Genomic DNA, 24,543 nt, shown 5'->3' with positions numbered 1-24,543 from the left:
CTTCAGGCTCCCGGCTGCGGAATGCGGCTAACGACGTTGGCCTGCAGCACGACTTGTGCGCGCCCCACTGCCTCGCTCTTGACGGTAATGCGGAAAATCGGGCTATGGCAGTCGAGCGGCACAGGAACCACCTCGCAGCTGCCCTGGTAACCGGGGCCGGTGCCTAGATACTCGATCCAGTACTCCGGCTGCGACACCAGGCCCTCGCCGTTGAACGCGCCGGTAGGTACCGGCTTCCAGACAGCCTCGGAGCCTGTGGGACACACCCCCAGGTTGGCGCAGTGCGCGGCGGTCGGCACGATGCTGGCCCAGGTCAGGTTGGGCGCCAACGCATCGGGCGCGACGTCGAGCACGTTCTTCTGCGCATAGCGCAAGGCGGCCTCGGCCGCCTCGAACGCGAGCGAGCGGTCGCGGGTGTTCGCACTCATGCGCTCCTGCAGCGTGGCGCTGCGCAGGATCGCGATGCCCAACAGCGCGGTGATGACCAACAGCACCATCACCACGATCAGAGAAATACCGCGCTCGGAAGCGCGGCCGGACGCAAGGCGGACACCTGGCGGCATCCATCGTCCTGAAAGTGTCATAGGGTTCTCCCGCGCACACTGATCACGCTCGACGCACGCCGTAGCAGCGGACTGCCATCGACGGCCGCGCCCTGCAGCACCAGCTCGACCCGGACTGCGATCACGTTCGCGAAATTCGGCGTCGTCGAGTAGATGCCGGTGCTGCTGTCCAGATACGAGAACGCGACCGATTGCACGCCCTCGATCACTTCCTCGGAAGCGCCGCTACCGCGCTTGACGAACAGCGACGGCTTGTTGTTGGCGTTGTTGGCGACAGACCAGGTGACGTCGCGAAACCGGGCCAGTGCCACCGTCGCGAGCGACGCATAGGGATCGGCCGCGGGATCATATCCGGACGGCAGCGCGGCAAAACTGATGTCCTGGTCGCCGACGCCGGTCGCGGTGACCAAGAAGGTCTTGCGCGCGTTGCAGAGCAGCAAGACGTCGCCCGTGCTGAACACGGTGGACGCCTTGGTGAGCTGGCCGGGGGCCAGCGTCAGGCTGGTGGCCGACGCGGACGCAATCTTGTACGCAGCATCCTCACCCGATGCGACCCGCAACGTGCTGGCACTGCCCGTGATCGGCGTGTCGCGGAACAACAGCGCGTTGCTGTTGGAGCTGGCGACTTCCGATGCGCTCGAACAGGCCGCCCCCCCGGCGGCACGGATATCGCGTGCGATCAGGTCCAGCGCGATGCGCGCATTCTCCTGGATCCGGTTCAGATCCTCGTTGGCGGTGTAGCTGCGCTGGTTGGACAGGAAGATCGCGAACGCGGCACCGACGACCAGCAAGCCCAGCACCATGGCGATCATCAGCTCGACCAGCGCCATACCCGCGGCGCGGTTGCGCGCCTGGAAACCGGCGCCGGTCATAGCCGTGTCACCGTTTTGACCTGACGCTGTGCATTGCCACGGGCGCGCGAGTCGTCCCATTGCACAACGACCGAGCAGGCCTCCGGGCAACCGCTGATGCTGGCGCAGGTGGTGTCGTCCAGCGCCGCGGCCGCCGTGCCGCCAGTTGCGCTGGCCGCACCGGCGCCGACCGTGGTCTTGAGCGCGATCATCCAGTCGCGCAAGTCCCGCTGGGCCAAGGTGCCAGCCGCGGCTGGGACCTTACACGTCATTGCCATGTTGTAGCTGCTGGCCTGCGCGACATTCGCGCGCATCGCCTCGATGATGGAATTGGTCTGCACCACCGCCATGCTGCTCTCCAGCGAGCTCTGGCCCGCCCGCATCGCGACCGCCTGCAGCGCCGCGGTGCCGAGCAAGCCGATGCCCAGCACGACAACGGCGACCAGCACCTCGATCAGGCTCACACCGCGCTGGCCGCGTGGCGGCGTCAGGGTGCGTCGTGGGTATCCGGTCAGGCGCATTGTCCCTTCCCATCCTTGCTGCTGCTGCGGGCGCTTCCGCTGACGTTGATGGTGATCACGCGCTGGTTGCTCGAGGGGTTCGTGGTCGGCATGCACACAGTCAGCGACGATGCCGCCGCCAGCAGCCCCGAGGGCCGGAACACGACGCCATTGGCCGGGCCGCTGATCTGGAGGCTCTCCGGCGCGACCAGCGTGCGCAACACCTCGGGCGTTTCGCCGCTTTCGTCGATGACGAGCCAGCCGGACCACGCCGCGGCCTTGGTGCAGGTCGCCCCGTCGGCAGTGCCGCACAGCTTGACCTGGACATTGCGGCGGACAGCCTCCGAGCGCGCGAACTGCACGGCGGCCACCAGCTCGCTCGATGCGCTCGACAGCCGGTTGGCATTGATCAGGCCGGTCATCGACGGTACGGCGACGGCCGACAGGATCGCGAGCACCGCGACCGTCACCATCAGTTCGACCAGCGAGAACCCGCCCGCTCCGATGCGCCCCTGCGGGCGGCGTCCACCACTGCGCATAGCATCCCCCATCCGATCGGCCGCACACTAAAGGGCGTCAGGTCTGGATGCCAGCGGCGGCCGACGGATGGTCACTGCTGCGCCCCGAACGGTCGCGTCGGCGCCATTTGCGGCACGATGGCGGTCCCGCCCCGCCCCTCAGCCGCCATGCCTGCGCCCCGGCTCCACCCACTGCTCGCCCTGTTCACCGCGCCCGTGCTGGTCGCCGTGGTGCTGTCGAGCCAGGCGCTGGCGGCGATGCTCAGCCTCGCCCGGCCGCTGGATGCCGACTGGCCGATCCGGTTCGGGCTCACGTCGTTGGCGGTGTTGTGGATTGTGCTGGTGCTGCTCGGCACGGTACGGCTCGCACGCCCGCTGTTGCTGCGTCTGCCGCCCCAGGCCTGGTCCTGGGCGATGCTCGCGCTGCTGGTGGCGGTCGCCTCGACTGTCGCCTGGGCGGGCTGGCAGCTCGCCGGCGGACCGATGGCGTCCGAGTCGCCGCTGCGGTTTCTGGCGCGGGTCGTGGCGCTGGCGGCGATCGCGGGGCTGCTGGCGCTGCTGATCTACCAGAACTATTGGCGGGCGCTGCAGTCGTCGGCCCGCGCCGATGCCGCCGAGCTCGAGCTGCTGCGCGCACGTCTGCATCCGCATTTCCTCTTCAACACCCTCAACACCGGCGCCGCGCTGGTCCACGACCGCCCGGAGGAAGCCGAGCGCCTGCTGCTCGATCTGGCCGACCTGTTCCGCGCGGCCTTCAGCGGCCCGGGTGTGATCCCGCTCTCGGAAGAACTGGCGCTCGTGCGGCGCTATCTGGAGATCGAGTCGCTGCGCTTCGGCAACCGGCTGGAGGTGCGCTGGACGCTACCCGAGGCGATGGACATGGTTGCGGCCACCCCCGTCCCGGCGCTGGCGATCCAGCCGTTGGTAGAGAACGCGATCAAGCACGGCGTCGAGCCGCGCCTGGAAGGCGGCACGGTCGAGATCACGGTGTCGATACAGCCGGGCCGGGTCACGATCCGGATCGGCAATCCGCTCGCAGCGCAGACGCAGGCCGCATCGAGCGGCCACGGGATCGGGCTGGACGCAGTGCGCGCGCGGCTCACCGCGCTCACACCCGGAGCCTCGCTGGTGACCCGCCCCGAGGCCGACGGCTTCAGTGCGACGGTCACGCTGCCGACCGGCACCTGAGGCGCCGGTCGGCAGCCGCCGGGATCAGGCGATGACTTCGTAGCAGGGGCGGTACTCGCCGGAGATCTTCATGCGCCGCTGCTCGACGAACGCGCGCAGCAGCGCGTCGAGCGACTGCATGATGTCGCGGTCGCCGTGGATCTGGAACGGGCCGTACTCTTCGACCCGGCGCAGGCCGTCTTCCTTGACGTTGCCGGCGACGATCCCTGAGAACGCGCGGCGCAGGTCCGCCGCCAGCTCGTGCGGGCGCCGGCCGTGGTGCAGGTCGAGCGCGGCCATCGCCTCGTGGGTCGGCACGAACGGACGCTGCAGGTCCAGCGGGATCGTCAGCGACCAGTTGAAGTAGAACGAGTCCTTGTGCGCGACCCGGTACTCCTTGACCTTGCGGATGCCGGCCGACATGCGCTTGGCGACCTTCTCGGGGTCGGCGACGATGATCTCGTAGCGCGACGCGGCCTCTTCGCCCAGCGTCAGGCGGATGAACTGATCGATCTGCTCGAAGTACGGCGCCGACGCCGTCGGCCCGGTCAGGATGAACGGGAACGGGATATCGCGGTTCTCTTCCTGCAGCAGCAGGCCCAGCAGGTAGAGGATCTCTTCGGCGGTGCCCACGCCGCCGGGGAACACGATGATGCCGTGGCCCAGGCGCACGAACGACTCGAGGCGCTTCTCGATGTCGGGCATGATCACCAGCTGGTTGACGATCGGATTGGGCGACTCGGCGGCGATGATGCCCGGCTCGGTGATGCCGATGTAGCGCGCCGGGTACTGGCGCTGTTTGGCGTGGGCGACGTTGGCGCCCTTCATCGGCCCTTTCATCGCGCCCGGGCCGCAGCCGGTGCAGATGTCCATGCCGCGCAGGCCGAGCTGGTAGCCAACCAGCTTGGTGTAGTCGTACTCCGCGCGGCTGATCGAGTGGCCGCCCCAGCACACCACCATGTTCGGGTCGCCGGGCTGCAGCAGGCGCGCATTGCGCAGCAGGCCGAACACCGCGTTGGTGATGCCCGATGACGACTCGAGATCGGCCGCGTACTCGGGCCCGAGCTCGATTGCGGTGTAGGCCAGGTCGCGGACCACCGCAAACAGCAGCTCGGCCACGCCGAGGATGATCTGGCCGTCGACGAAGGCCATGCCGGGCGCGTTGATCAGCTCGATCCGGATGCCGCGGTCCTGCTGCAGCACCTGGATGTCGAAATCGGGGTACAGCTCCTGCGCCGCGCGCGGGTCGTCGGAGGCGCTGCCGCTGGTCAGCACCGCCAGGGCGCAGCGCCGCAGCAGGTCGTGCATGCCGCCGCTGGAGGCGTCCTTCAGGCGCGCGACCTCGTCGCGCGACAGCACATCCAGCCCACCGCGCGGGTACACGTAGGCATTCACCACCGGCAGCGCCGTCGCCGCCACATTCGTCTCGCTCATCTGCTTCTTCTTCGGCTTTTTTTCAGGGGTGCGGCACTGTAGCGCAGCCGCCCGGACAAACGGAAACGGCCGGGTTTCCCCGGCCGTTTCCCGACGCTTCAGCAAAGGCGTCCGATCAGAATTTGTAGCGGAAGCCCAACTGCAGCGACCACTGCGATACGCCGGTGTTGCCGATGCTGTTGGAGTTATTGGCGATGGTCGCCGATTCGACGCGACTGGGATTGAAATTGCTGTAGACGTACTTGCCGTCGTAGATCCCGGCGGCGGTCAGCACACGACGGTTGGCGAAGAAGCCGTAGTCGTAGATATGACCCCAATCGGAATTGATCAGGTTGCCAACGTTCATGATGTCCAGCCAGATCTCCGACTTGTGGCCATCGAAGAAGCCGGGCAGCTCCTGGCTCACGCGGATGTCGAAGCTGTTCACCCAGCTGGCGCGACCGCCGTTCTTGTCGACGTGACCGCCGCGGTAGCGCTGCAGGTCCTGGTTCTGATCGAGCCACTCGAAGAACCGGCTTTCCATCGCCGGATCCGGCGTGAACACGCCCGACGGGCTCAGGCTGCCGAACAGCACGTCGCCCGGTGCGTTGGGGACATAGAACAGGTCGTTGCCGCTGCGACCGTCGCCATTGGCGTCGTTGGTGAAGACGTAGCTGAAGGGACGACCGGTACGACCCTCGTAGAACACGCCCACCGAGGTCTTGTAGTCGCCAAAGAAGTTGTGACGCCAGTTCAGCGACGCCGAGAAGCGGTCACGGATCTCGTAGCGCGAGGTCGAGGCCACGTCTTCGTTGGCATTGAAGATGTAGTTGTAGTTCCAGGTCGAGCCGGCGGTCGAGCTGGTCATGTCGCTGACCGAATTGGAGTTGGTGAACGTGTAGCCCACGTTCCACGACCAGTGGCCGTCGGGCGACCAGGGCTTTTCCAGCGAGAGGGTGAACTGCTGGCTCTCGCCCTTGTCGGTATTGTCCAGGAAGAACACCTGACCGAAATCGGTGTTGCGACGATAGCGGTTCGCCGACGAGGTCCAGCTGCGTCCGATGCGTGCCGGGTTGTAGTACATGTCGCGCCCGTCGGGCCCCTTGAAGACCGACTCGCCGATATTGATGCTGCGGTAGAACAGCGCGCTCTTGACCTGGGTGGCCAGCAGTTCGGCCGACGCCACCAGCCCGTACCACGGCAGTTCGTGGTCGATGGCCAGGTTCGCCTTCCACACCGAGGGCTGCTCGAAATCGGGGCCGACGAAGTTGACGTTCATCTCGCCACCCGCCCCCGCACCCGTGGGACGCGTCTGGTCGAGGCCGTTGGGCTCGAACGGCAGCGTGCGCCAGTCGACCGCGTCGCCGAGCTCGAGATCGTAGCGGACGTAGTTCAGGCCGGTGTTGCTGTAGGCGTTGCCGAACCACACCTGCGGCGAGGTGCCGCGGAACAGGCCGAGGCCGCCGCGCAACTGCGTGGGACGCTCGCTGTCGAAGGTGTAGTTGAAGCCGAAGCGGGGCTGCACCAGCCACTCGTCCTTGCCCAGCGCGTAGCTGTTGTCGTAGCCGAAGGCATCGAACGCGGCCTGGTTGAAGCTGGGACGACCGCCGACGCTGGGCTTGTCGGCGCGCAGGCCGAAGGTCAGGGTCAGGTTATTGTTGACGAACCAGGTGTCCTGCACGAACAGGCCCAGCTCCTTGTACTTGAACGACGCGGCGATCGAGTTGATCCCCGCGCCCGGCTGCGGCGCATGCAACTGGTAGCTGCTCCAGCGACCGCTGGCGAAGTTGCCTTCGGCGAGCAGGCCGCTCTCGTAGAATGCGTAGGTGCCGTAGGCGTTCTGGACGAACATGTTGTAGACGTCGTTGGTGCTGTAGTCGACGCCGAACTTCACTTCGTGATCGGCGAACGAGAACACGCCGGCGCCGTAGCCGGTCCAGGTCTCGGTCGTGAGCAGGTTCAGCGGGGTGCTGATGTCCTGGCCCATCTGGATGAAGCGCCCGGTCGGGTTGGCGTCGTCACCCTCGAAGTAGATCTTGATGTTGGCCAGCGTGTTCGGGCTCACGCGCTGGGACGCGTAATCGCGGTAGGAGACCTTGAACTCGGTCGAGAAGCTCTCGCTCCAGTCGCTGAACATCTGCGCGACGTAGTTCTTGATCGACTTTTCCTGCTGGTAGTGCGTCGAGCTCAGATTGATGATCGTGCCGCTCGTCGACGGCGTCCGCAGCTGGCTCTGGTCGACCTCGCTGTAGCGGAAGCTGGCGCGATGGTTGTCGGTGATGTTCCAGTCGATCTTGACCGCACGCTCTTCCATCGTCGTGCTGCCGTCGGTGTCGCCCAGGCCGCCGGCGTCGAAACCGTGCACGTCGCGGGCGATGCGGACCGCCTCGTCGACCTGCGCCTGCGAAATCGCGCCGGTGCCCACGGCGCTGTCGGCCAGGCTCGAACCGGGCGCCTTCCACTCCTGCTTCTCGTAGTTGGCGAAGAAGAACAGGCGATCCTTCAGGATCGGGCCGCCGAACGTCACACCGTAGGTCTGCTCCTTCTCGAAGCCGTCGAACTTGAAGCCTTCGGGATCCTTGCCGAACCAGTCACCGTCACGGTAAGCGCCGTAGACCGAGCCGCTGAACTCGTTGGTGCCCGACTTGGTGACCGCATCAATCACCGCACCGGTGGCGCCACTGATGGTGACATCGTAGTTGGAGATATCGACGTTGATCGCTTCGAGCGCATCCATGGCGACGGGCTGGCGGCGCGTCGGCAGGTTGTTGTCCTCCAGGCCGAAGGTGTCGCTGACCGACACGCCGTCGACGCGGATTGCGTTGTAGCGCGGGTTCTGGCCGCCCACCGAGATCTGGCCATCGGCCTTGTTGACCTGCGCGACGCGCGGGTCGAGGCGGATGTAGTCCTGGATGTTGCCGCCGACCGACGGCAGCGCCTCGATGACGTCGCGATTGACGTTGGTGCCGGTGCCCATCTTGGTGGCGCTGAAGACTTCCGAGCCGCCGCCGATTGCCGTGGCGACCACCGTGCCGAGCGTGGTCACGTCGTTGTCGAGCGAGGCGTTGACCGTGCTGATCTGGCTCAGCGACAGGTACACGTTCTCTTCGGTCTTGGTGCCCTCACCCGCCTTGGTGATCGTGATCGTGTACGGACCGCCGACGCGCAGGCCGCGCGCGTTGTAGCGGCCGCTGGCATCGGTGGTGGCGCGGCTGACCGTGCCCGACTCGGTGTGGACGATGGTCACTTCGGCGCCCGTGACGGGCTGGCCGCCGGCGCCCGTGACCTGTCCGCCGACGCCGGCGGAGGTGCTCTGCGCGAACGCAGGGGCGGCGGCAAGTGCGACGATCAGGCCAAGCGACAGTTTCGAAAGTCGGGCGCGATTCGGGTGTTTCATGGGTGGTTAGCCTCGATGCGTGGATAGCGGCGCGCACCTTGCGGCGCGGCGACGGTCAGGTCGGTAAGCGAGTGGGGTCCCCTGCCACGGCGCGCGCTACCGCGCGAGTGGTTAAGAACAGGTTAACACGGTAGTCGGGTTCGGTGACAGTGCCATGACACCGGACGCGCCGCGCAACCAGCTGAATCCGTTGGCTTTTCTCCGGGCACTGTGCGACGCACCGGACCGCCCGTCGCGATCCGGTCACATCGCCGATGCCTCAGACTGCCGGCGCGTCGCGCAGGAAGCCGACGATGCCGTCGAGCAGCATCTGCACCGAGATCGCCACCAGCAGCATGCCCATCAGCCGCTCCAGGGCGGTCAGCGCGCGGGCGCCGAGCAGCTTGTAGAGGTAGGTGGCCGAGAACAGGATCGCGGCGGTCGCGCCCCAGGCGATCAACAGCGCCAGGCTCCATTCGCCCAGCCGGTCGGGCTCATTGCTGCCCATCAGCATCACCGCGGCCATGCCCGAGGGGCCGGCGACCAGCGGGATCGCCATCGGCACGATGAAGGGTTCGCCATCGGGGATCTCGCCCATCAGTCCGCCTGTGGGCGGGAAGATCATGCGGATGCCGATCAGGAACAGCACGATACCGCCGGCGATCGCGACCGACTCCTGGCGCAGGTGCATGATCTCCAGCGCGTACTTGCCGCCCCACAGGAACAGCATCAGCACCAGCAGCGCGATCAGCAGTTCGCGCGCGAGCACCACGCGCTGGCGCTGCGGCGTGAGCCGCCGCAGCATGCTCAAAAACACCGGGATGTTGCCCAGCGGATCGAGAATCAGGAACAACAACAGCGCGGCCGAAGCGACGGTCATGCCGCGACTCCGTCGGGCGACCAGACCTGACCGCGATGGGCGGCGCCGGCCGCCGACAGCAAGGTGACGCAACGTGGCGCAACCCGCGCCGGATCCTGCGCCAGCCGGTCGTCTTCCTCGACGTGCGCGCGGCTGCGCAGGCCGGTGCGCATCGGCGGCGGAGACAGGCCGCTGACACGCACCGCAGAATTGGCGAGCTCGGCATGGAGCATGCGCACCAGCGTCTCCAGTCCGGCCTGGGCGACGCCGTAGCCGCCCCAGTAGGCGCCGCCCGTGCGGGCCGGCGGGTCGATCGCGAACACCACCGCGCTGTCGGCCGCCCGGCGCAGCAACGGCAGGCAGGCCTGGGTCAGCCACCAGCGCGCGGTCAGGTTGACGTGCAGCGCGCGCGCGAACGCCGCCGGGTCGGTGTGTTCGAGCGGGGTCAGGCCCGAGAACTGGGCCGCCACGTGCAGCACGCCGTCCAGGCGACCGGTGTCGGCCTCGATGCGCTCGGCCATCTGCGCATAGTCGTCGGGCCCCGCGCCCTCGAGATCGAGCGGATACAGCGCCGGCGGCTGACCATGCGCCTGCAGCCGGTCGTGCAACCGGTTCAGCCGCGGCACCTTGCGCCCGAGCAGCACCAGCGAAGCCCCGGCCTGGGCGCATGCCGTCGCCGCGGCCTCGCCCAGGCCGCCGTGGGCGCCGACGATCAGGATCGTGCGCCCGGCGAGCCCGGCCGGGCGCACCGGAATATCCAGCACCGGCGCGGTCACGGCTTCAGCACCTCGGCCAGGATGCGGGCCAGTTCGCCCGATTCGTGCAGTTCCAGGGTGATGTCGCAGCCGCCGATCAGCTCGCCGTGGACGAACAGTTGCGGGAATGTCGGCCAGTTCGAGAACCGGGGCAGGTTGGCGCGGATCTCCGGCTCCTCGAGCACGTTGATGGTGCGGAAATCGCGCGCCCCGGCCGCGGCCAGGGCCTCGGCCGTGCGCGCAGAATGGCCGCACATCGGGAACTGCGGGGTCCCTTTCATGAACAGCACGACGGCATGGCCGTCGATTTCGGCCTGGATGCGTTCGAGGATCGACACGAGGCGACTCCGAAAGGGGCGCGTCGCCAGCGGTGGCAGCGACGGTCGGGGTTAGAATCCGCTCATTCTATCGCGTCGCACCCGACGCCATCGCCCCACGGAGATTTCCGCGCCCCATGCCTGTCGAATTCGCCGCACTGCCCTACGATCGCACCGCGCTCGAACCGCACCTGTCCGGCGAGACGCTGGACCAGCATCACGGCCGGCATCAACTCGCGCACATCGAGCGCGTCAACGCACTGGTGGCGGGCACCGATCTGGCCGAGGCCTCCTTGGAGGCGATCGTGCGCAAGGCGCATGGCGAGCTGTTCGACCATGCCGCCCAGGCGTGGAACAACGCCTTCTACTGGCATTCGCTCAAGCCCGCAGCAGCCGGCGGCGGCGGCGCGCCCAAGGGCAAGCTGGCCGAGGCGATCGCCCGCGACTTCGGCGATGTCGCCACGCTGCGCAGTCGCTTCGACACCCTGGCCCAGCGCCACTTCGGCGCCGGCTGGGCGTGGCTGCTCCAGCGCCGCGACGGCCGGCTGGGCCTGGCGGTCACCGCCAATGCGGCGACGCCGCTCACCAGCGACGACACGCCGCTGCTGGCCGCCTCGCTGTGGGAACACGCCTGGTATCTCGATTACCGCGACAACCGCCAGCGCTATCTCGACGCGTTCTGGCAGCTCGTCAGCTGGGACAGTGTCGCAGCGCGATTGCGCGGCTAGCCACACCACCCCGCCGCCAGCGCCTTCCGCTCGCGGACAACTCGCGGATAATGCGCCTCCTTGCCGAGACGCCCCGATGACACCCACCGCCAGAGCCCAGTGGCAGATCCACCTGTGTGTGTTGCTGTGGGGCTTCACCGCGATCCTCGGCAAGCTGATCAGCCTGCCCGCACTGCCGCTGGTGTGGTGGCGGATGCTGCTGGTTGCCGGCACCTTGCTGTTGCTGCCCCGGGTCTGGCGCGGGCTGCGCGCGCTGCCCGGCCGCCTGCTGCTGGCCTATTCGGGCGTCGGCGCGCTGGTCGCGCTGCATTGGCTGACCTTCTACGGCGCGGTCAAGCTGGCGAACGCGTCGGTCGCGGCCACCTGCATGGCATTGGCGACGGTGTTCGTGGCACTGATCGAACCGCTGGTGGCGCGCAGCCGCTTTTCCTGGCGCGAGCTGGCTCTGGGCCTGGCGGTGCTGCCCGGCGTGGCGCTCGTCGTGGGCGGCGTGCCGGACGGCATGCGGATGGGCATCGCGGTCGGCGCCCTGTCGGCACTGTTCGTGGCGTGCTTTGGCGCGATGAACAAGCGCCTGGTCGAACGCGCCGACCCGCTCACGGTCACCGCACTCGAACTGGGCGCCGGCACGTTGACGCTGACCGTCCTCGCGCCGCTGATGCCGCTGCTGTTTCCGGCGTTCGCCGGCAGCCTGCTGACCCTGCCCGGCGCCCGCGACGGGGCCTGGCTGCTGCTGCTGGCCTTCGCCTGCACCCTGCTGCCGTTCGCGCTGTCGCTGGTCGCACTGCGCCACATGAGCGCGTTTGCCGCGCAACTGGCGGTCAATCTCGAGCCGGTCTATGCGATCGCGCTGGCGATCGTGCTGCTGGGCGAACAACGCGAGCTCGCGCCGGGCTTCTACGCCGGGGTCGCGATCATTCTGGCGGCCGTGCTGGTGTATCCGGTCCTCGCGCGCCCGCGGCGGATCGTGCATGCCGAGAACATCGGCACCGGCGAGGCGAAATCGATCACCCGCTGAGTGCGCCTGCGCCGGCCGGGCGTGCGCAGACCCGGTTGCGGCCGCTGCGCTTGGCCTGATACAGCGCAGCATCGGCGCGCGACAACAGCGCGGCGGCATCGTCGGCGGCCGCGAGATCGGCCACACCGATGCTGACCGTCAGGGCGAACGGAGACCGCATCGCCGCGACCGAGGCGCGCATCGCGTCGCAGACTTCGACCGCCTGGCTCAGGCTGCATCCGGGCAGCAGGCGGACGAACTCCTCGCCGCCGAGCCGTGCGATGCGACCGCGCGCCGCCTCGGTTTCGCGCAGCAGCGCGCCGAGCAGTTGCAGCACGCGATCGCCCTCGGCATGGCCGTGCGCATCGTTGATCGCCTTGAAATGGTCGATGTCCACAACTGCGATCGACAGTGGCGCGCGCTGCGCACGCGCCTGCCCGATCGCCTGTTCGAGCGTGCAGGAGAAGCCGCGCCGATTGGCCAGCCCGGTCAGCGGGTCGGTGGTCGATTGCTCGGCCAGGTCTGCATTCTGCAGTTCCAGCGCCTGCTGGTACTGCAGCAATTGCTGCTCGTACCAGGCCCGCTCCTGGAGTTGCAGATGCAGCGCACCGCTGACGCGGTGCAGTTCCATCAACCGCGACGCCTGGCGCGAGAGCGCCTCGAGCGCTTCGCGCTGGGTGTCGTCGAGCTGCCGCGGATGGGAATCGACGATGCACAGCGCCCCCAGCGCATGTCCGTCGGCCGAACGCAACGGCGCGCCGGCATAGAAGCGCACGCCCGGGGCGCCGGTGACCATCGGCAGGTGGCGAAACCGCACATCCCGTGTCGCGTCCTCCACCACCAGGGTCTGGTCGGGCGTCAGGATCGTCTGCGCGCAGAAAGACTCGTCACGCGGGGTCTCGACCGCGTCGAAGCCGGTGACCGCCTTGACCCACTGCCGATCCCGGTCGACCAGGGTGATCGCAGCGATCGGCGCGTCACAGATCGCCGCGGCGACCCGCACCAGGTCGTCGTAGGCCGCCTCGCGCGGCGTATCGAGAATGCGATAGGCATCGAGCGCCGCCTGGCGCTCGGCCTCGTTCACCGGCCGGTCGGGGCGCATCATCGTGCAGTTGGCCTGGCGCAGTGGACGCGAGCAACGGACATCAGGGACTCCAGCGTTGCGGTGCCAGCACCCTAGCGCAGGCCGCGCACGCCGATGTCGACGGCTGACGACGATGTGACCGCCCGCACGGAACCCGGCACTCGCAGGAGGACGCACCGACCGAGATAATGGCCGCCCGCCCGGAGGATCAAGATGCCCGCACCCGTCGAATTCCAGCTCGAAGGCGAGCACGTCGAACTCAACCAGTTGCTCAAGCTCGAGGGGCTGTGCGAGAGCGGCGGCGCGGGCAAGGCCCTGGTCGCCAGCGGCGCGGTGCGCGTGGACGGCGCGGTCGAGCTGCGCAAGACCTGCAAGATCCGCGCAGGCCAGACGGTGCGGGTAGGCGAACACACGATCCGCGTGATCGCGGCCTGATCGCACGCGATCGACCACGCAGCACCCGCGCCGTCGCCGGCGCGGGTCTCCGCGCTCAGCGCACGCTGTAGCCCGATACGCGCCAGGTACGGTCGTCGTCGAAGCGGAACGACACCAGTTCGCGGATCGGCTGGGCGTGGTTGGCGAACTTGGTCGGCGAGGCGACGTTGAGATAGATCCCTTCGGGCACGGACTCGCCGGCGCCGAACCGCGACCGGCTCACCACCGGACGGTCGCGCGAAGCCGGTGCACCCAACCGGCTGCGGTCGGCGGCGACCTGGCGCACGAAGTCCTCGCGCGTCACCAGACCCTTCATTGTCGCCGACGCGCCGTCCCAGACTTCGCCGGCGCGGTTGGCATCGATCATCTGCATGATCTGCAGCGCGGCGGCGCTGATCTCGGCATCCTGCCGCGCGATCTGCGCCTGCTGCTCGGCGGTGAGGGCCGGCTGCTGCGCGGGCTGTTGCGCCGCTGCTGGCGGCGCCGCCGGGGCGGGCTGCTGGGCGTGGGCGGCAGACGCGGCCGCGGCGAGCATGGCGATCGACAGGGACAGGCGCAGCTTGTTCATGGGCATGACGCTCCAGGCGGCAGACGGGTCGAAGGGCTCGAGTGTACGCCTCGGGCTGGGGCCGGCAAGCGGGCGGGGCGACGCGTGGCGCGGGTATGCTCGGGGTTTTGAGCCCTCTGCCCGCCATGCCCCGCAGCGCCCGCCGACCGTGCCCCGACCACGACGCGATGCCGCCCGCTCGCCAACATCGCGACGCTGCCTACGTGAGCGACCGGACGACAGGGCCTGCGCCCTCCGCCAGCCGCCCGCGCAGACGCTGGTGGGGCCGGGCGCTGCGGTGGCAGTTGCTGGCATGGCTGCTCGCGGTGCCCACGGCCTGGGCGCAGGAACGCATCCTGGCCGACGACATCGAGGTCCGGGTCCTGCCCGACGGCCGCCTCGACGTCACCGAACGCATCGCGATCCGCGCTGAGGGGCGGATCTTCCGCCACGGCATCGTGCGCGACATTCCGGTCCGTTACCGCGACCCGGCAGGGACCCGTATCGTCGTCGACCTGGACGTGTACGAGGTGCTGCGCGATGGCCGACCGGCGCCCTGGACCGCAGAGCGCAGCGGCAACCGCATGCGCGTGCGCGTGGGCGATGCCCGCCGCCTGCCGACCCCATCCACGCCGGTCTACACCTTGCGTTACCGGACCGCACGCCAGCTCGGGTTCTTCGACGATCACGACGCGGTGTATCTGCCGGCGCTCGCCCCCGCACGGGATGTGGCGATCGAGCGCGGCAGCATCACCATCGTGTTGCCGGACGCGGTACCGCTGGAGACGCTGGACGCCGATGGCGCCACCGGCACTGCGGACGCGCCGGGCCGGGACTTCCACGTGGCGCTGTCGGCCGCCGGGACCGCGCGCTGGACGCTGGCGCGGCCGCTGCCGCCGGAGGCGGGCTGGACGGTCTCGCTGGCCTTCCCCAAGGGCCTGATCGCGCCGCCCAGCCGGCAGCAGCGCCTGGCCTGGTGGCTGCACGACCACCGCGGACCGCTGATCGCACTGGCCGGGCTGGCGACCCTGCTCGTCCTGTTCGTGCTGCAGCGCCGCCACCGCCGCAGCCCTGCGGCGGAGGCCACCACGCTCCGTGATGTGCCTCCGCCAGGTGTCTCACCGGGCGGGCTGCGCTACCTGCTGCGCATGCGCTACGACGCGCGCTGCCTGTCTTCGGATCTGCTTGCGGCTGCAGTCGACGAGCATGTGCACCTGCTGCGCGAGCGCGCGAGCGCGGGCATGCATTGGCGCGTCCGGCGCAGCCGCACCGGCGCACACCGTCTGCCTACCCTGGAACAGCGCGCGCTGCTGACCGCACTGCTGGCCGGCCCGCAGGACGCGATCGTGCTCGAGCCGGCACAGGCTGATGCCATCGGCGCGACCTGGCGGGCGCATGAGCTCGCCCTGCGCCGCCGCTTCCAGCCTGCGTTGTTCAGCGCCCGCGGCGGCCATCTGCTCGCCGCGCTCGCGATTGCGCTGGTCACAGGCGCGGCCGCACTGTGGCTGTCCGCCGATGCCGGCACCTGGGTACCGACGCTTGCGATCGTCGCGGCGATGGGACTGGTCCTGATCGCCTTCGCGGTGCGGGCGCGTGCGCCCACCGCCGAAGGCCGTCGCCTGCTCGCGCACGCCCAGGGCCTGCGCCGCTATCTGACCGGCGCCGGCGGCCCCGGGGCATCCGACGCCCAGGCTGCGCCGCCGCTGCACGATGTCCACCACTACGCGTTCCTGCTGCCCTACGCCGTCGCACTCGACGTCGAAGCGGCCTGGACCCGCAGGTTCGCCGCGGCGGCCGGGCCTGCGGCCGCGAGCGCATCGGTCGCCGGTCTGCCCTGGTACCGGGGCGTGGCCGTCACCGATCTGGATCGCTTCTGCCGCTCCGTCGGGCAAGGCCTGGCCCGTCGCATCGCCGCCGCACGCACGCCGAGCGCGCGACGAGCCAAGCACCGTCGCCATGGTGCCGAAGGCGACGCGCCGCGCTGATCGCAGCGGCGACCCACGGGCCTGGTGGCCGACGCATCACAGCAGACGCCAAGCACCGGATCACCGTTCCAGATACGGCGCCCCGGGACCGCGCGCGCCGGCGACATCGTCCGGATTGCGCAGCGGACAAGTCCGCAGCGACAGGCATCCGCAGCCGATGCAGCCGTCGAGTTGGTCGCGCAGTCGCGTGAGCTGTGCGATGCGGGCATCGAGGTCGGCCCGCCAGTGACGCGACAGGCGCGTCCAGTCGACCTGGGTCGGCGTCCGCCCGTCGGGCAGGGTCGCCAGCGCCTCGCCGATCGCCGCCAGCGGGATCCCGGCCCGCTGCGCGACCCGGATGACCGCCACCCGCCGCAGCGCGTCGCGCCGATAACGGCGCTGGTTGCCTGCATTGCGCGTACTGGACAGCAGCCCCTTGCGTTCGTAGAAGTGCAGGGCCGAGACCGCCACGCCGCTGCGTGCAGCCAGTTCGCCGACCGACAACGTCTCGTGGGTCCCCAATCCTTCCCGACTCATCAGCCCCCCCTTGACCTCAACATTTGTTGAGGTTTTACCCTGCCCGGCATCCCCCCGCAATCCGACAGGAGCCCGAATGACCCTCCAGCCCCGCTCTTCGCCCTCGATCCAGGCGCCGGCCTGCGCGTGGTCGCATGCCGACGCCGGGCCGGAGACGATGCAGGCGATCGCCTGCGCACCGGGCGCACGCGGCGCATGGATCCCGGTGGAAACGCCGATTCCGCTGCCGGGCCCTGAGCAGGTGCTGATCCGCGTGCTGTCGGCGGGCTTCGGCCACTGGGACGTCCTCGAGCGCGACGGGCGCTTGCCCGGCACCATCGTGCACGCGTCCGCCCCCTGGATCGGCGGCGCGGAGGGCGCCGGCACGGTGGTCGAGGTCGGCGCCCACGTGCAACGGCTGCGCGAGGGCGATCGCGTCTGCGGCCTGGCGCTGCCTTGCGCCCCGCGCTACGGCTTCCATGCCCAGTTCGCGCTCGTCGATGCCGACCGCGCTTGGCGCATCCCCGCCCGCCTGCCGCTGCACCACGCCGCCGCGCTGCCGGTCGATGGCGGCCTGGCGATGCACGCCGTGGCCCACGTGCTGGGCCTGGGCGCAGGCGACACGCTGCTGCTGTTGGGCGCGAGCGGCGGCATCGGGCACATGGCGCTGCAGTTCGCCCGCCAGCGCGGCGCGCGGGTGCTGGCCGTGGTGTCGGGCGCCAATGGCATCGCGCTGGCCGAGCGGCTCGGCGCGGACATGGCGATCGACGGGCGCCGTCAGGATCTCGCCGCGGCCCTGCGGATCTTCGCGCCTGAGGGCCCGACCGCTTCGTTGCTGACCGCGAGCGATGCCGGCATCGCCCGGATCGCAGTCGATGCGCTGCGGCCCGGCGGCCGCATCGCCTGGCCGCACGGCGTGACGCCGCCACCGGCGCGCGCAGACATCGCCGCGACCGGCTTCGGTGCGCATGCCGGCGCGACCTCGATGCAGGCGGCCTGCCGCGCGATCGAACGCGGACCGTTCCACCTGCACGTCGGGGCCCGCCTGCCGCTGTCGCGGATCTCCGATGCCGAGCGCGTGCTCACCGCGCATCACCTGGGGCGTGTGGTGCTCGACATTCCCTAGAGGGCGCGCCGTCGACGCTGCACGGCCCGGCTGAATGCAACCGGCCGACGGCGCCGCGACAGCCGCAGGCGCATCGCGGACAATGCCCGCTCTCCCCCGACGAAGACCGGCGCGCACGCGCGCGCCGCACTGGACCGCCCATGCTCCGCTGGTTCGAAAACCGCATCGCCCCGTTCCCGTCCGCCCCGCCCGAACAGCCGCCGCGGACGCTGTTCGCGTTCTGCATGCACTACGTGCGCGGCAGCGGCCGCTGGCTGCTGCTGATGGCGCTGTTCACCGCGGCCATCGCCATCGCCGAGGTCGTGCTCTATGCCTACGTCGGCTCGCTGGTCGATCGCCTTGCGGCGCACACGCCCGCCTCGTTCCTCGATGCCGAGGGCGGGCGACTTGCGGCGATGGCGGTGCTGGTGCTCATCGGCCTGCCGGTGATGACCTTGTTCAGTTCGTTGATCATCCACCAGACGCTGCTGGGCAACTTCCCGATGCGGATCCGCTGGAACGTGCATCGCTACCTGCTGCGGCAGTCGATGACCTACTTCCAGGAAGAGTTCGCCGGCCGCATCGCCACCAAGCTGATGCAGACCTCGCTGGCGGTGCGCGAGACAGTCATCAAACTGCTGGATGTCGGCAACTACGTGCTGGTCTACCTGACCGGCGCGCTGGTGGTCGCGGCCTCGGCCGACTGGCGGATGATGCTGCCGTTCCTGGGTTGGGTGCTCTGCTACGCGGCGCTGATGCGCGTTTTCGTGCCGCGGCTGAGCAAGATCTCCGAGAAGCAGGCCGACGCCCGCGCGGTGATGACCGGCCGCATCGTCGACAGCTACACCAACATCGCCACGGTCAAGCTGTTCTCGCATTCCTCGCGCGAGCAGTCCTACGCCTACGAGGCGATGGACGGCTTTCTCGACACCGTGCATCGGCAGATGCGCCTGGTGACGATCATCAACGTCTGCAATTACGTGCTCAACATGCTGCTGGTCGCTTCGGTCGGCGGGCTCGGCCTGTGGCTGTGGCATGGCGGGGCGATCAGCACCGGCGCGATCGCGGTGGCGATCGCGCTGGCGCTGCGGATGCTGGGCATGTCGCAATGGATCATGTGGGAACTCTCGGCGCTGTTCGAGAACATCGGCACGGTGCGCGACGGCATCAACTCGATCTCGCTGGCGCCGACCGTGGACGATGCGCCCGCCGCGCAGGTGCTGCCGCCGGTGCGCGGCGACATCCGCTTCGAAAGCGTCGATTTCCACTACGGCCAGGCCGAGCGCAGCGTCATCGAGGGCCTGGACCTGCACGTGCGCCCCGGCGAGAAGATCGGCCTGGTCGGACGGTCGGGCGCGGGCAAGTCGACTCTGGTCAATCTGCTGCTGCGCTTCTACGACCGCGAGGCCGGCACGATCCGCATCGACGGTGTCGACATCGCCACCGTCACCCAGGATTCGCTGCGTGCGCAGATCGGCATGGTGACCCAGGACACTTCGTTGCTGCACCGCTCGGTGCGCGAGAACATCCTCTACGGCCGTCCGGATGCCAGCGAGGCGGAGATGATCGAGGCCGCACGGCGCGCCGAGGCGCACGAATTCATCCTCGGCCTCAGCGATGCCAAGGGGCGCACCGGCTACGACGCCCAGGTCGGCGAGCGCGGCGTCAAGCTGTCGGGCGGCCAGCGCCAGCGCATCGCGATCGCGCGCGTGCTGCTGAAGAACGCCCCGATCCTGGTGCTCGACGAGGCCACCTCGGCGCTCGACTCCGAAGCCGAAGCCGCGATCCAGGAGAACCTCTACCGGCTGATGGAAGGCAAGACGGTGATCGCGATCGCCCACCGGCTCTCGACGATCGCGGCGATGGACCGGCTGATCGTCATGGAGCGCGGCCGGATCGTCGAGCAAGGCACGCACGAGGCGCTGATCGCGGCCGACGGCATCTACGCGCAGTTGTGGCGCCGGCAGTCGGGCGGTTTCCTGCAGGACGACGCGCCCTGAGTTCACGACGCGACGGGCCGCGCCCGTCGCTCACCCCGGCGTTGGCGCCGGGGTCTGGGTACGATCGGCGCCGTCGGTCGGCGCAGCCGCCTCGCTGTCGTCGGCCGAGGCCTCGGACGGCCGGGCGGGCGTATCGCCGCCCTGCGCCGTCGGCGTGCGCGCCTCGCGCGGCGCGGGCGCGGCGGGGGCCGGCTCGGCGGCGCGGCGGGGCGTCCCGCTGGGCACGCCGAGGATGCGCAGCCGGCTGGCGATGCCTGCGGCCGCGGTCATCTCCCCGACGAGGTCGAACTCCGACAGCGGGCTCTCCGACGGGCACTGCGCGTCCGGGAAGCCGAAGCGTCCGCGCAACTCAAGACCGCAGGCGGTCATCGCCTCGACATCGCGATCGGGTGCATTGCAGGTCGCATCGAATGCGCGGATGTAGGAATCGCGGCGCGCGACGAAGTCCTGGCCGCACTTGCGCATCAGTCGCAGCCGGTCGAGGTCGTCCTGCGCCGGATTCACCCCGTCCAGGCCATAGAGCTTGAGCTCGTCGGGGGTGAGGATGCGCAGGCTGCGATTGGGCACGGCCATCATCAGGTCGGCGACCGCGACGGCGGCGCCATTGCGCTCCAGATAATCGCGGACCCGGCCGTAGACCGCCCGCAGTTCCCGGTTGAGCTCGGCCCGCGTCGACGCGCTCGAGCTCATGCGGATGATCCGGTGGATGCCGACCCGGCCGCCGATCAGCCGGGTGTCGCCGCCGGCGAGCAGGAACACGCAGGAACTATGGCAGGCCGCGCCTTCGCGCACCCAGATCGTCCAGCGCGACTCGGCGATCACGTCGCCGGCGCGGATCGCTTCTTCGACCATGCCGCCGCTCGAGTCGAGATCGAGCACCCGCTTGTCGATCTTCAACTCGTCGGCGACCGCAGCCAGGCGTTGCATCAGCCGGGTGAAATCCTGGGTCACGCGCCCCTTGAAGCGCAGCCGGAATACCCCGCGCTCGGCGCAGGGCGCCATCGCCTCGCGCAGCGCCGCGCGGTCGAACGCCTTCAGCACGTCGCCATCGCCAGCGTTGGCATAGTCCAGTTCGCAACTCACCGACGCAGTCGCGCCCTCGAGCGTCATCGGCGACCAGTCGACCTCGGCCGGATCGGCGGTGTCGGCGGGCAGCGGCGCCACATCGGGCAGGTCCTCGGTCGCCAGCGGCGCCGTGCTGACCGCGCCGCCCTCCTCCGGGCTGGACACCTCGACGGTCTCCACTGCCTCATCGACGGGCGCGGGCGCGCGCTGGCAGCCGACCACGGCCAGGCACAGGATCAACGGCAGGCACGAACGCCAGGACGACATGGAGGAAACGGACTCCGGCTAGGGGCGCGAGATGATCCGCCCAGTGTAGGGACTTGGCCGGCGACCGTTCGAATGCGATGTGAATGCAGCCGGACAGCCCGCGCCCAACGTGCTCAGCGGGCCAGCCGTGGCAGCAGCGCCGCGTGGAACGGGGCGGGCGCCTCGACCTGCGGCGCGTGGCCGAGCGCCGGGAACTCGACCAGTTCGGCATCGGGGATCGCCTGAGCCGCGCGTCGCCCCAGCACCGGATAGTCGCCCAACCGCGCGGCGATGGGCGGCGGCGCGCGATGGGCGCCGGGCGCGGTGCGATCCTTGCCGCCGATCATCAGCAGCGTCGGCACGCGCAGCTTCGCAAACTCGTGCACCACCGGCTGGGTGAACACCATCTCCGAGGTCTGCGCCTGGTTCCAGGCCACGATCTCGCCGTCGGGACCGGCGTACAGGCCGGCCAGCATCTCGACCCAGCGGTCGTAGCGCGGGTCCCAGCGACCGTCGTAATAGACCTTGCGCTGATAGGCCCGGATGCGCTCGGCGCTCGTCCTGCGCTCGTCTTCCATCAACTGGTCGACCGTCGCGTACGGCACGCCTTCGGCCTGCCAGTCCTCGAGCCCGATCGGATTGACCAGCACCAGCTGCGCGACCGCGTCCGGATACTGCAGCGCGTAGCGGGTCGCCATCATGCCGCCCATCGAGTGGCCGATCAGCACCGGGCGCTCGACGCCCAGCGCCTGCAACAGCCCGTGGGTGTTGGCGGCCAGCTGGGCGAACGAGAACTGGTAGCCGCGCGGCTTGCTCGACCCGCAGAACCCGACCTGATCGGGCGCGATCACCCGCCAGCCGTCGGCGACCAGCACGGCGATCGTGTCCTCCCAGGTCGCAGCGCAGAAGTTCTTGCCGTGCAGCAGCACGGCCGTGCGCCCGTTGCCCGTGCCCGCTGGCTGCACGTCCAGATAGGCCATCGACAGCGCCTGGCCCTGCGAGCTCAGCGCATGCGTCTGGCTCGGGTACGCCGCATCGAGGCCCTGCTGCCCGCCGCGGTCGGGCGAGGTGGCGTTGGACGCAAAGGCGGCAGCGGACACCCCCGACAGTGCGGCGAGCGACAGCGCGAAGGTCAACGAGCGGGACATGCGAACAGCCTCATACAGCGGGATGGCGCGATCCTGCCAGGCGCGATCGACCGGGCACAGCGTCGGGCCCGGCTCAGCGTGCGGGCACGGTCCACAGATAGATGCGGGTGCCGTCCACCTCCTGCGTGGCCTCGGGCGTCCACTGGTCGGCCATGTCGAAGGCGTGGCTGACGATCCGTGTGCCGGGCTTGAGCTCGGCGAGCAGTTTCGGGCGCAGTTTCACATTCAGGCTCTGCAGCAGATACAACGTGACCACGCTGGCCTGGCTGATGTCCTCCCGGAACAGGTCGGCCTCCTTGAACGTCACCAGATCGGTGACACCGGCCGCCTCGGCATTCGCGTTCGCCTCGCGCACGCGTACCGGGTTGATGTCGATGCCGACCGCGCGCACGCCAAAACGTTGTGCCGCGGCGATCGGGATGCGGCCATCGCCCGAGCCCAGGTCGTAGAGCACGTCGCCTTCGCGGACCTTGGCCAGATTGAGCATGGCATCGACCACCGGCTCGGGCGTCGGCACGTAGATCACGTCGGGCTCGCGCGACGGTCGCGGCGCGCCTTCGGCGAACGGCGAGTCCGGGCCGATCTGGGCGGTGACGGTCGGCACCGCGGTCGGCGCGCCGTCTGCGCCCGTCGCTGCGGGCAGGCCGGCAGCGGTATCGGCCGTGGCCTGCGGCGGCTGCGGATCCTGCGCGCACGCGATCATGAAGGCGGGCACGAGCACGCAGAGCGCGCGCATGGAACGGGACGGGGTCGATCGGATCATCGCGAGGTCTCCTCGAGGCAGGTGGACGGTCGAAGCCAGAGCAACAGCAGCCCGCCGACCGCGAGCACGACCACGCCGACCAGCGCACCGCGTCCGGTGTAGGCCAGGCTCGCGTACAGCAGGTAGCCGCTGGTCGCGCAGAACAGCAACGGCAGTGCGGGATACAACGGCACCCGGAACGGGCGCGGACGCTGGGGCTCGCGCCGGCGCAGCACGAACAGGGCGATGCCCACCAGCAGGAAGAACAGCCAGAACACCGGCGCGGTGTACTCCACCGCGACCTCGAAGCCATCGCGTGCGAACGCGCCCAGCCCGACCAGCGCCAACGCCAGCACGCCCTGGACCAGGATCGCTGCACGCGGCGCGCCGCTGCGCGCATCCCAGCGGCCGATGGCGCTCAGCGCCGGGAAATCGCGCCCGACGGCGTACACGCTGCGCGCACCGGTGATCAGCGTCGCGTTGGCCGAGGTCAGCGCCGCAGCGACCACGATCGCACTCATCAATGCCGCGCCGCTCGGCCCGAACACCCGGCCCATCACCTCGGCCGCGACGGCGTTGTGCTCGGCCATGCCGCCCAGGCCGAGCACGCGCAGATAGGCCAGGTTGACCAGCACGTACAGTGCAGCGATCGCGATCAGGCTGAGCACCAGCACGCGCGGCATCCAGCGCCGGGCATCGCGGACCTCGGCGGTGATGTAGACCGCCTCGTTCCAGCCGCCGTAGGTCAGCAGCACGAACACCAGGACCAGGCCGATCGCGCTGTCACCGCCGCTGCCCGGCACCGCTGCGATGTCGGTCGGCGCAAACGCCAGCCCCGCTATGACGATCACCAGCACGCCAGCGATCTCGGCGATCGTCAGCCACGTCTGCACCGCCGCACTGTGGCGCGTGCCGATCCAGTTGATCGCCGACAGCGCGATCACGGCCGCGGCCGCGTACAGCGCCGATGCCCCACCGCCGCGGTCGAACAGCTGCGCCAAGTAATCGCCGACGATGAAGCACAGCAGCGCGATCGAACCGGTCTGGATCACGGCCATTCGCGCCCACGCGAACAGGAAGGCCATGCGCGGTCCATAGGCGCGCCGCAGGTAGGCGTAGTCGCCACCGGCCTGCGGGTAGGTCGTGGCCAGTTCGGCGTAGCACAGCGCACCGACGATCGACAGCACGCCGCCTGCGGCCCAGGCGAGCAGCAGTGCCACTTCGCTGCTCGATGCGCCGGCAACGAGCGACGGCGTGCGGAAGATGCCCGCGCCGACGACGATACCGATCGTGATCGCGAACGCATCGCGCGCACGCAATGTGGCACGCGGGGGCGCAGGGTCGGCCATCGCGGGCCGGCGTTCGCTTGCGTCCATGAGGGTCCAGAGTGACGGAGGGTCGCCGTCGGCGAACCGGCGCTGGGCCGTCCGATTCAAGCACTGCCGCGATGGCAGACATGTGAACGCGTCCGCAGCATCGCACGCGTGCACATCGAGGCGCGACGCGCGATCCCACGCACAAGTGGCCGCCCGCGGTAGCGCCGCCGCGCGCTGTGGCAGCGGCGCGCACTGGGGAGGGCGACCCGCACTGCGGCAGCAGACTCGCGCACTGTGGCGGCGGACTGAAGACCGCTTCCAGGTCGGTGTG

At 69.6% G+C, this 24,543-nt stretch carries 23 protein-coding genes; 7 read left to right on the top strand and 16 right to left on the bottom strand.

Annotated features, from left to right (window positions below; all coding sequences use genetic code 11):
- Positions 1-2: 2 nt before the first annotated feature.
- Genes ABE505_RS06940 through ABE505_RS06925 form a run of 4 tightly spaced genes read right to left on the bottom strand, consistent with a single transcriptional unit; the run spans position 3 to position 2,453 of the window.
- Positions 3-563: a PilX N-terminal domain-containing pilus assembly protein gene (locus tag ABE505_RS06940; RefSeq protein WP_346446157.1), complete on the bottom strand. Its 561-nt coding sequence runs from the start codon at positions 561-563 to the stop codon at positions 3-5.
- 17 nt (positions 564-580) lie between these two features.
- A complete protein-coding gene (locus tag ABE505_RS06935) occupies positions 581-1,435 on the bottom strand; it encodes a prepilin-type N-terminal cleavage/methylation domain-containing protein (protein ID WP_346443142.1) in 855 nt (284 codons plus the stop codon).
- Complete coding sequence (gene pilV, locus ABE505_RS06930) at positions 1,432-1,935, bottom strand: type IV pilus modification protein PilV (protein WP_346443144.1); 504 nt, start codon at positions 1,933-1,935, stop codon at positions 1,432-1,434. The genes ABE505_RS06935 and pilV overlap by 4 nt, the downstream gene beginning before the upstream one ends.
- Positions 1,926-2,453, bottom strand: a complete 528-nt coding sequence (locus tag ABE505_RS06925; RefSeq protein WP_346443146.1) for a GspH/FimT family pseudopilin — start codon at positions 2,451-2,453, stop codon at positions 1,926-1,928. The genes pilV and ABE505_RS06925 overlap by 10 nt, the downstream gene beginning before the upstream one ends.
- Before the next feature lie 147 nt (positions 2,454-2,600).
- Here ABE505_RS06925 and ABE505_RS06920 point away from each other — a divergent pair, with 147 nt between their 5' ends.
- Complete coding sequence (locus ABE505_RS06920; protein ID WP_346443147.1) at positions 2,601-3,620, top strand: histidine kinase; 1,020 nt, start codon at positions 2,601-2,603, stop codon at positions 3,618-3,620.
- 24 nt (positions 3,621-3,644) lie between these two features.
- On the opposite strand, the gene ppnN is transcribed toward ABE505_RS06920, so the two are convergent.
- The 5 genes from ppnN to grxD all read right to left on the bottom strand — a co-directional run bounded on the left by ppnN (position 3,645) and on the right by grxD (position 10,340).
- Complete coding sequence (gene ppnN / locus ABE505_RS06915) at positions 3,645-5,033, bottom strand: nucleotide 5'-monophosphate nucleosidase PpnN (protein WP_346443148.1); 1,389 nt, start codon at positions 5,031-5,033, stop codon at positions 3,645-3,647.
- A 115-nt stretch (positions 5,034-5,148) separates the two neighbouring features.
- Entirely contained in the window at positions 5,149-8,409 is a 3,261-nt protein-coding gene (locus ABE505_RS06910; protein WP_346443150.1) for a TonB-dependent receptor, read from the bottom strand.
- Positions 8,410-8,668: 259 nt separating this feature from the next.
- Entirely contained in the window at positions 8,669-9,268 is a 600-nt protein-coding gene (locus ABE505_RS06905; protein WP_183426170.1) for a YhgN family NAAT transporter, read from the bottom strand.
- The gene (locus tag ABE505_RS06900) at positions 9,265-10,023 is read right to left on the bottom strand and encodes an SDR family NAD(P)-dependent oxidoreductase (protein WP_346443153.1); all 759 of its coding nucleotides are present in this window, start codon (positions 10,021-10,023) and stop codon (positions 9,265-9,267) included. The genes ABE505_RS06905 and ABE505_RS06900 overlap by 4 nt, the downstream gene beginning before the upstream one ends.
- Positions 10,020-10,340 (bottom strand): Grx4 family monothiol glutaredoxin, encoded by a 321-nt coding sequence (gene grxD, locus ABE505_RS06895; RefSeq protein ID WP_241945631.1) that lies wholly within the window; start codon positions 10,338-10,340, stop codon positions 10,020-10,022. Before grxD ends, ABE505_RS06900 begins: the two co-directional genes overlap by 4 nt.
- Before the next feature lie 116 nt (positions 10,341-10,456).
- On the opposite strand from grxD, the gene ABE505_RS06890 reads away from it, so the two are divergent.
- On the top strand, positions 10,457-11,047 hold the full coding sequence (locus ABE505_RS06890) for a Fe-Mn family superoxide dismutase (protein WP_346443155.1): 591 nt from the start codon (positions 10,457-10,459) through the stop codon (positions 11,045-11,047).
- A gap of 76 nt (positions 11,048-11,123) precedes the next feature.
- Positions 11,124-12,065: a DMT family transporter gene (locus ABE505_RS06885; protein WP_346443157.1), complete on the top strand. Its 942-nt coding sequence runs from the start codon at positions 11,124-11,126 to the stop codon at positions 12,063-12,065.
- On the opposite strand, the gene ABE505_RS06880 is transcribed toward ABE505_RS06885, so the two are convergent.
- On the bottom strand, positions 12,055-13,149 hold the full coding sequence (locus ABE505_RS06880; protein WP_346443158.1) for a sensor domain-containing diguanylate cyclase: 1,095 nt from the start codon (positions 13,147-13,149) through the stop codon (positions 12,055-12,057). The two genes, ABE505_RS06885 and ABE505_RS06880, sit on opposite strands and share 11 nt — an antisense overlap.
- A 192-nt stretch (positions 13,150-13,341) precedes the next feature.
- Between ABE505_RS06880 and ABE505_RS06875 the strand changes: the two genes are divergently transcribed.
- Positions 13,342-13,563 carry an RNA-binding S4 domain-containing protein gene (locus ABE505_RS06875; protein ID WP_346443160.1) on the top strand — a complete coding sequence of 74 codons (222 nt, stop codon included), beginning with the start codon at positions 13,342-13,344 and terminating at the stop codon, positions 13,561-13,563.
- A gap of 55 nt (positions 13,564-13,618) precedes the next feature.
- Here ABE505_RS06875 and ABE505_RS06870 read toward each other — a convergent pair whose 3' ends face one another.
- Positions 13,619-14,131, bottom strand: coding sequence for a DUF4019 domain-containing protein (locus ABE505_RS06870; protein WP_346443162.1), 513 nt, complete (start codon positions 14,129-14,131; stop codon positions 13,619-13,621).
- A gap of 203 nt (positions 14,132-14,334) precedes the next feature.
- Here ABE505_RS06870 and ABE505_RS06865 point away from each other — a divergent pair, with 203 nt between their 5' ends.
- Positions 14,335-16,095, top strand: a complete 1,761-nt coding sequence (locus tag ABE505_RS06865) for a DUF2207 domain-containing protein (protein WP_346443163.1) — start codon at positions 14,335-14,337, stop codon at positions 16,093-16,095.
- A gap of 60 nt (positions 16,096-16,155) precedes the next feature.
- Here ABE505_RS06865 and soxR read toward each other — a convergent pair whose 3' ends face one another.
- Positions 16,156-16,611, bottom strand: coding sequence for a redox-sensitive transcriptional activator SoxR (gene soxR, locus ABE505_RS06860; RefSeq protein ID WP_346443165.1), 456 nt, complete (start codon positions 16,609-16,611; stop codon positions 16,156-16,158).
- 76 nt (positions 16,612-16,687) lie between these two features.
- On the opposite strand from soxR, the gene ABE505_RS06855 reads away from it, so the two are divergent.
- Together ABE505_RS06855 and ABE505_RS06850 are read left to right on the top strand one after the other, a co-directional pair.
- Complete coding sequence (locus tag ABE505_RS06855) at positions 16,688-17,716, top strand: NADP-dependent oxidoreductase (RefSeq protein WP_346443167.1); 1,029 nt, start codon at positions 16,688-16,690, stop codon at positions 17,714-17,716.
- A gap of 140 nt (positions 17,717-17,856) precedes the next feature.
- Complete coding sequence (locus tag ABE505_RS06850; RefSeq protein WP_346443169.1) at positions 17,857-19,695, top strand: ABC transporter ATP-binding protein; 1,839 nt, start codon at positions 17,857-17,859, stop codon at positions 19,693-19,695.
- Positions 19,696-19,725: 30 nt separating this feature from the next.
- On the opposite strand, the gene ABE505_RS06845 is transcribed toward ABE505_RS06850, so the two are convergent.
- The 4 genes from ABE505_RS06845 to ABE505_RS06830 form a co-directional block, all read right to left on the bottom strand.
- Positions 19,726-21,027 (bottom strand): hypothetical protein, encoded by a 1,302-nt coding sequence (locus ABE505_RS06845; RefSeq protein ID WP_346443171.1) that lies wholly within the window; start codon positions 21,025-21,027, stop codon positions 19,726-19,728.
- A 113-nt stretch (positions 21,028-21,140) separates the two neighbouring features.
- Positions 21,141-22,154, bottom strand: a complete 1,014-nt coding sequence (locus tag ABE505_RS06840; protein ID WP_346443172.1) for an alpha/beta hydrolase — start codon at positions 22,152-22,154, stop codon at positions 21,141-21,143.
- A gap of 73 nt (positions 22,155-22,227) precedes the next feature.
- On the bottom strand, positions 22,228-22,890 hold the full coding sequence (locus ABE505_RS06835; RefSeq protein WP_346458270.1) for a class I SAM-dependent methyltransferase: 663 nt from the start codon (positions 22,888-22,890) through the stop codon (positions 22,228-22,230).
- Between the two features lie 23 nt (positions 22,891-22,913).
- On the bottom strand, positions 22,914-24,272 hold the full coding sequence (locus tag ABE505_RS06830) for an amino acid permease (protein ID WP_346443175.1): 1,359 nt from the start codon (positions 24,270-24,272) through the stop codon (positions 22,914-22,916).
- Positions 24,273-24,543 lie beyond the last annotated feature (271 nt).

This window comes from Luteimonas sp. TWI382 (assembly GCF_039674545.1).
Lineage (GTDB): Bacteria > Pseudomonadota > Gammaproteobacteria > Xanthomonadales > Xanthomonadaceae > Luteimonas.
This window is presented reverse-complemented; position numbering and strand designations above follow the sequence as displayed.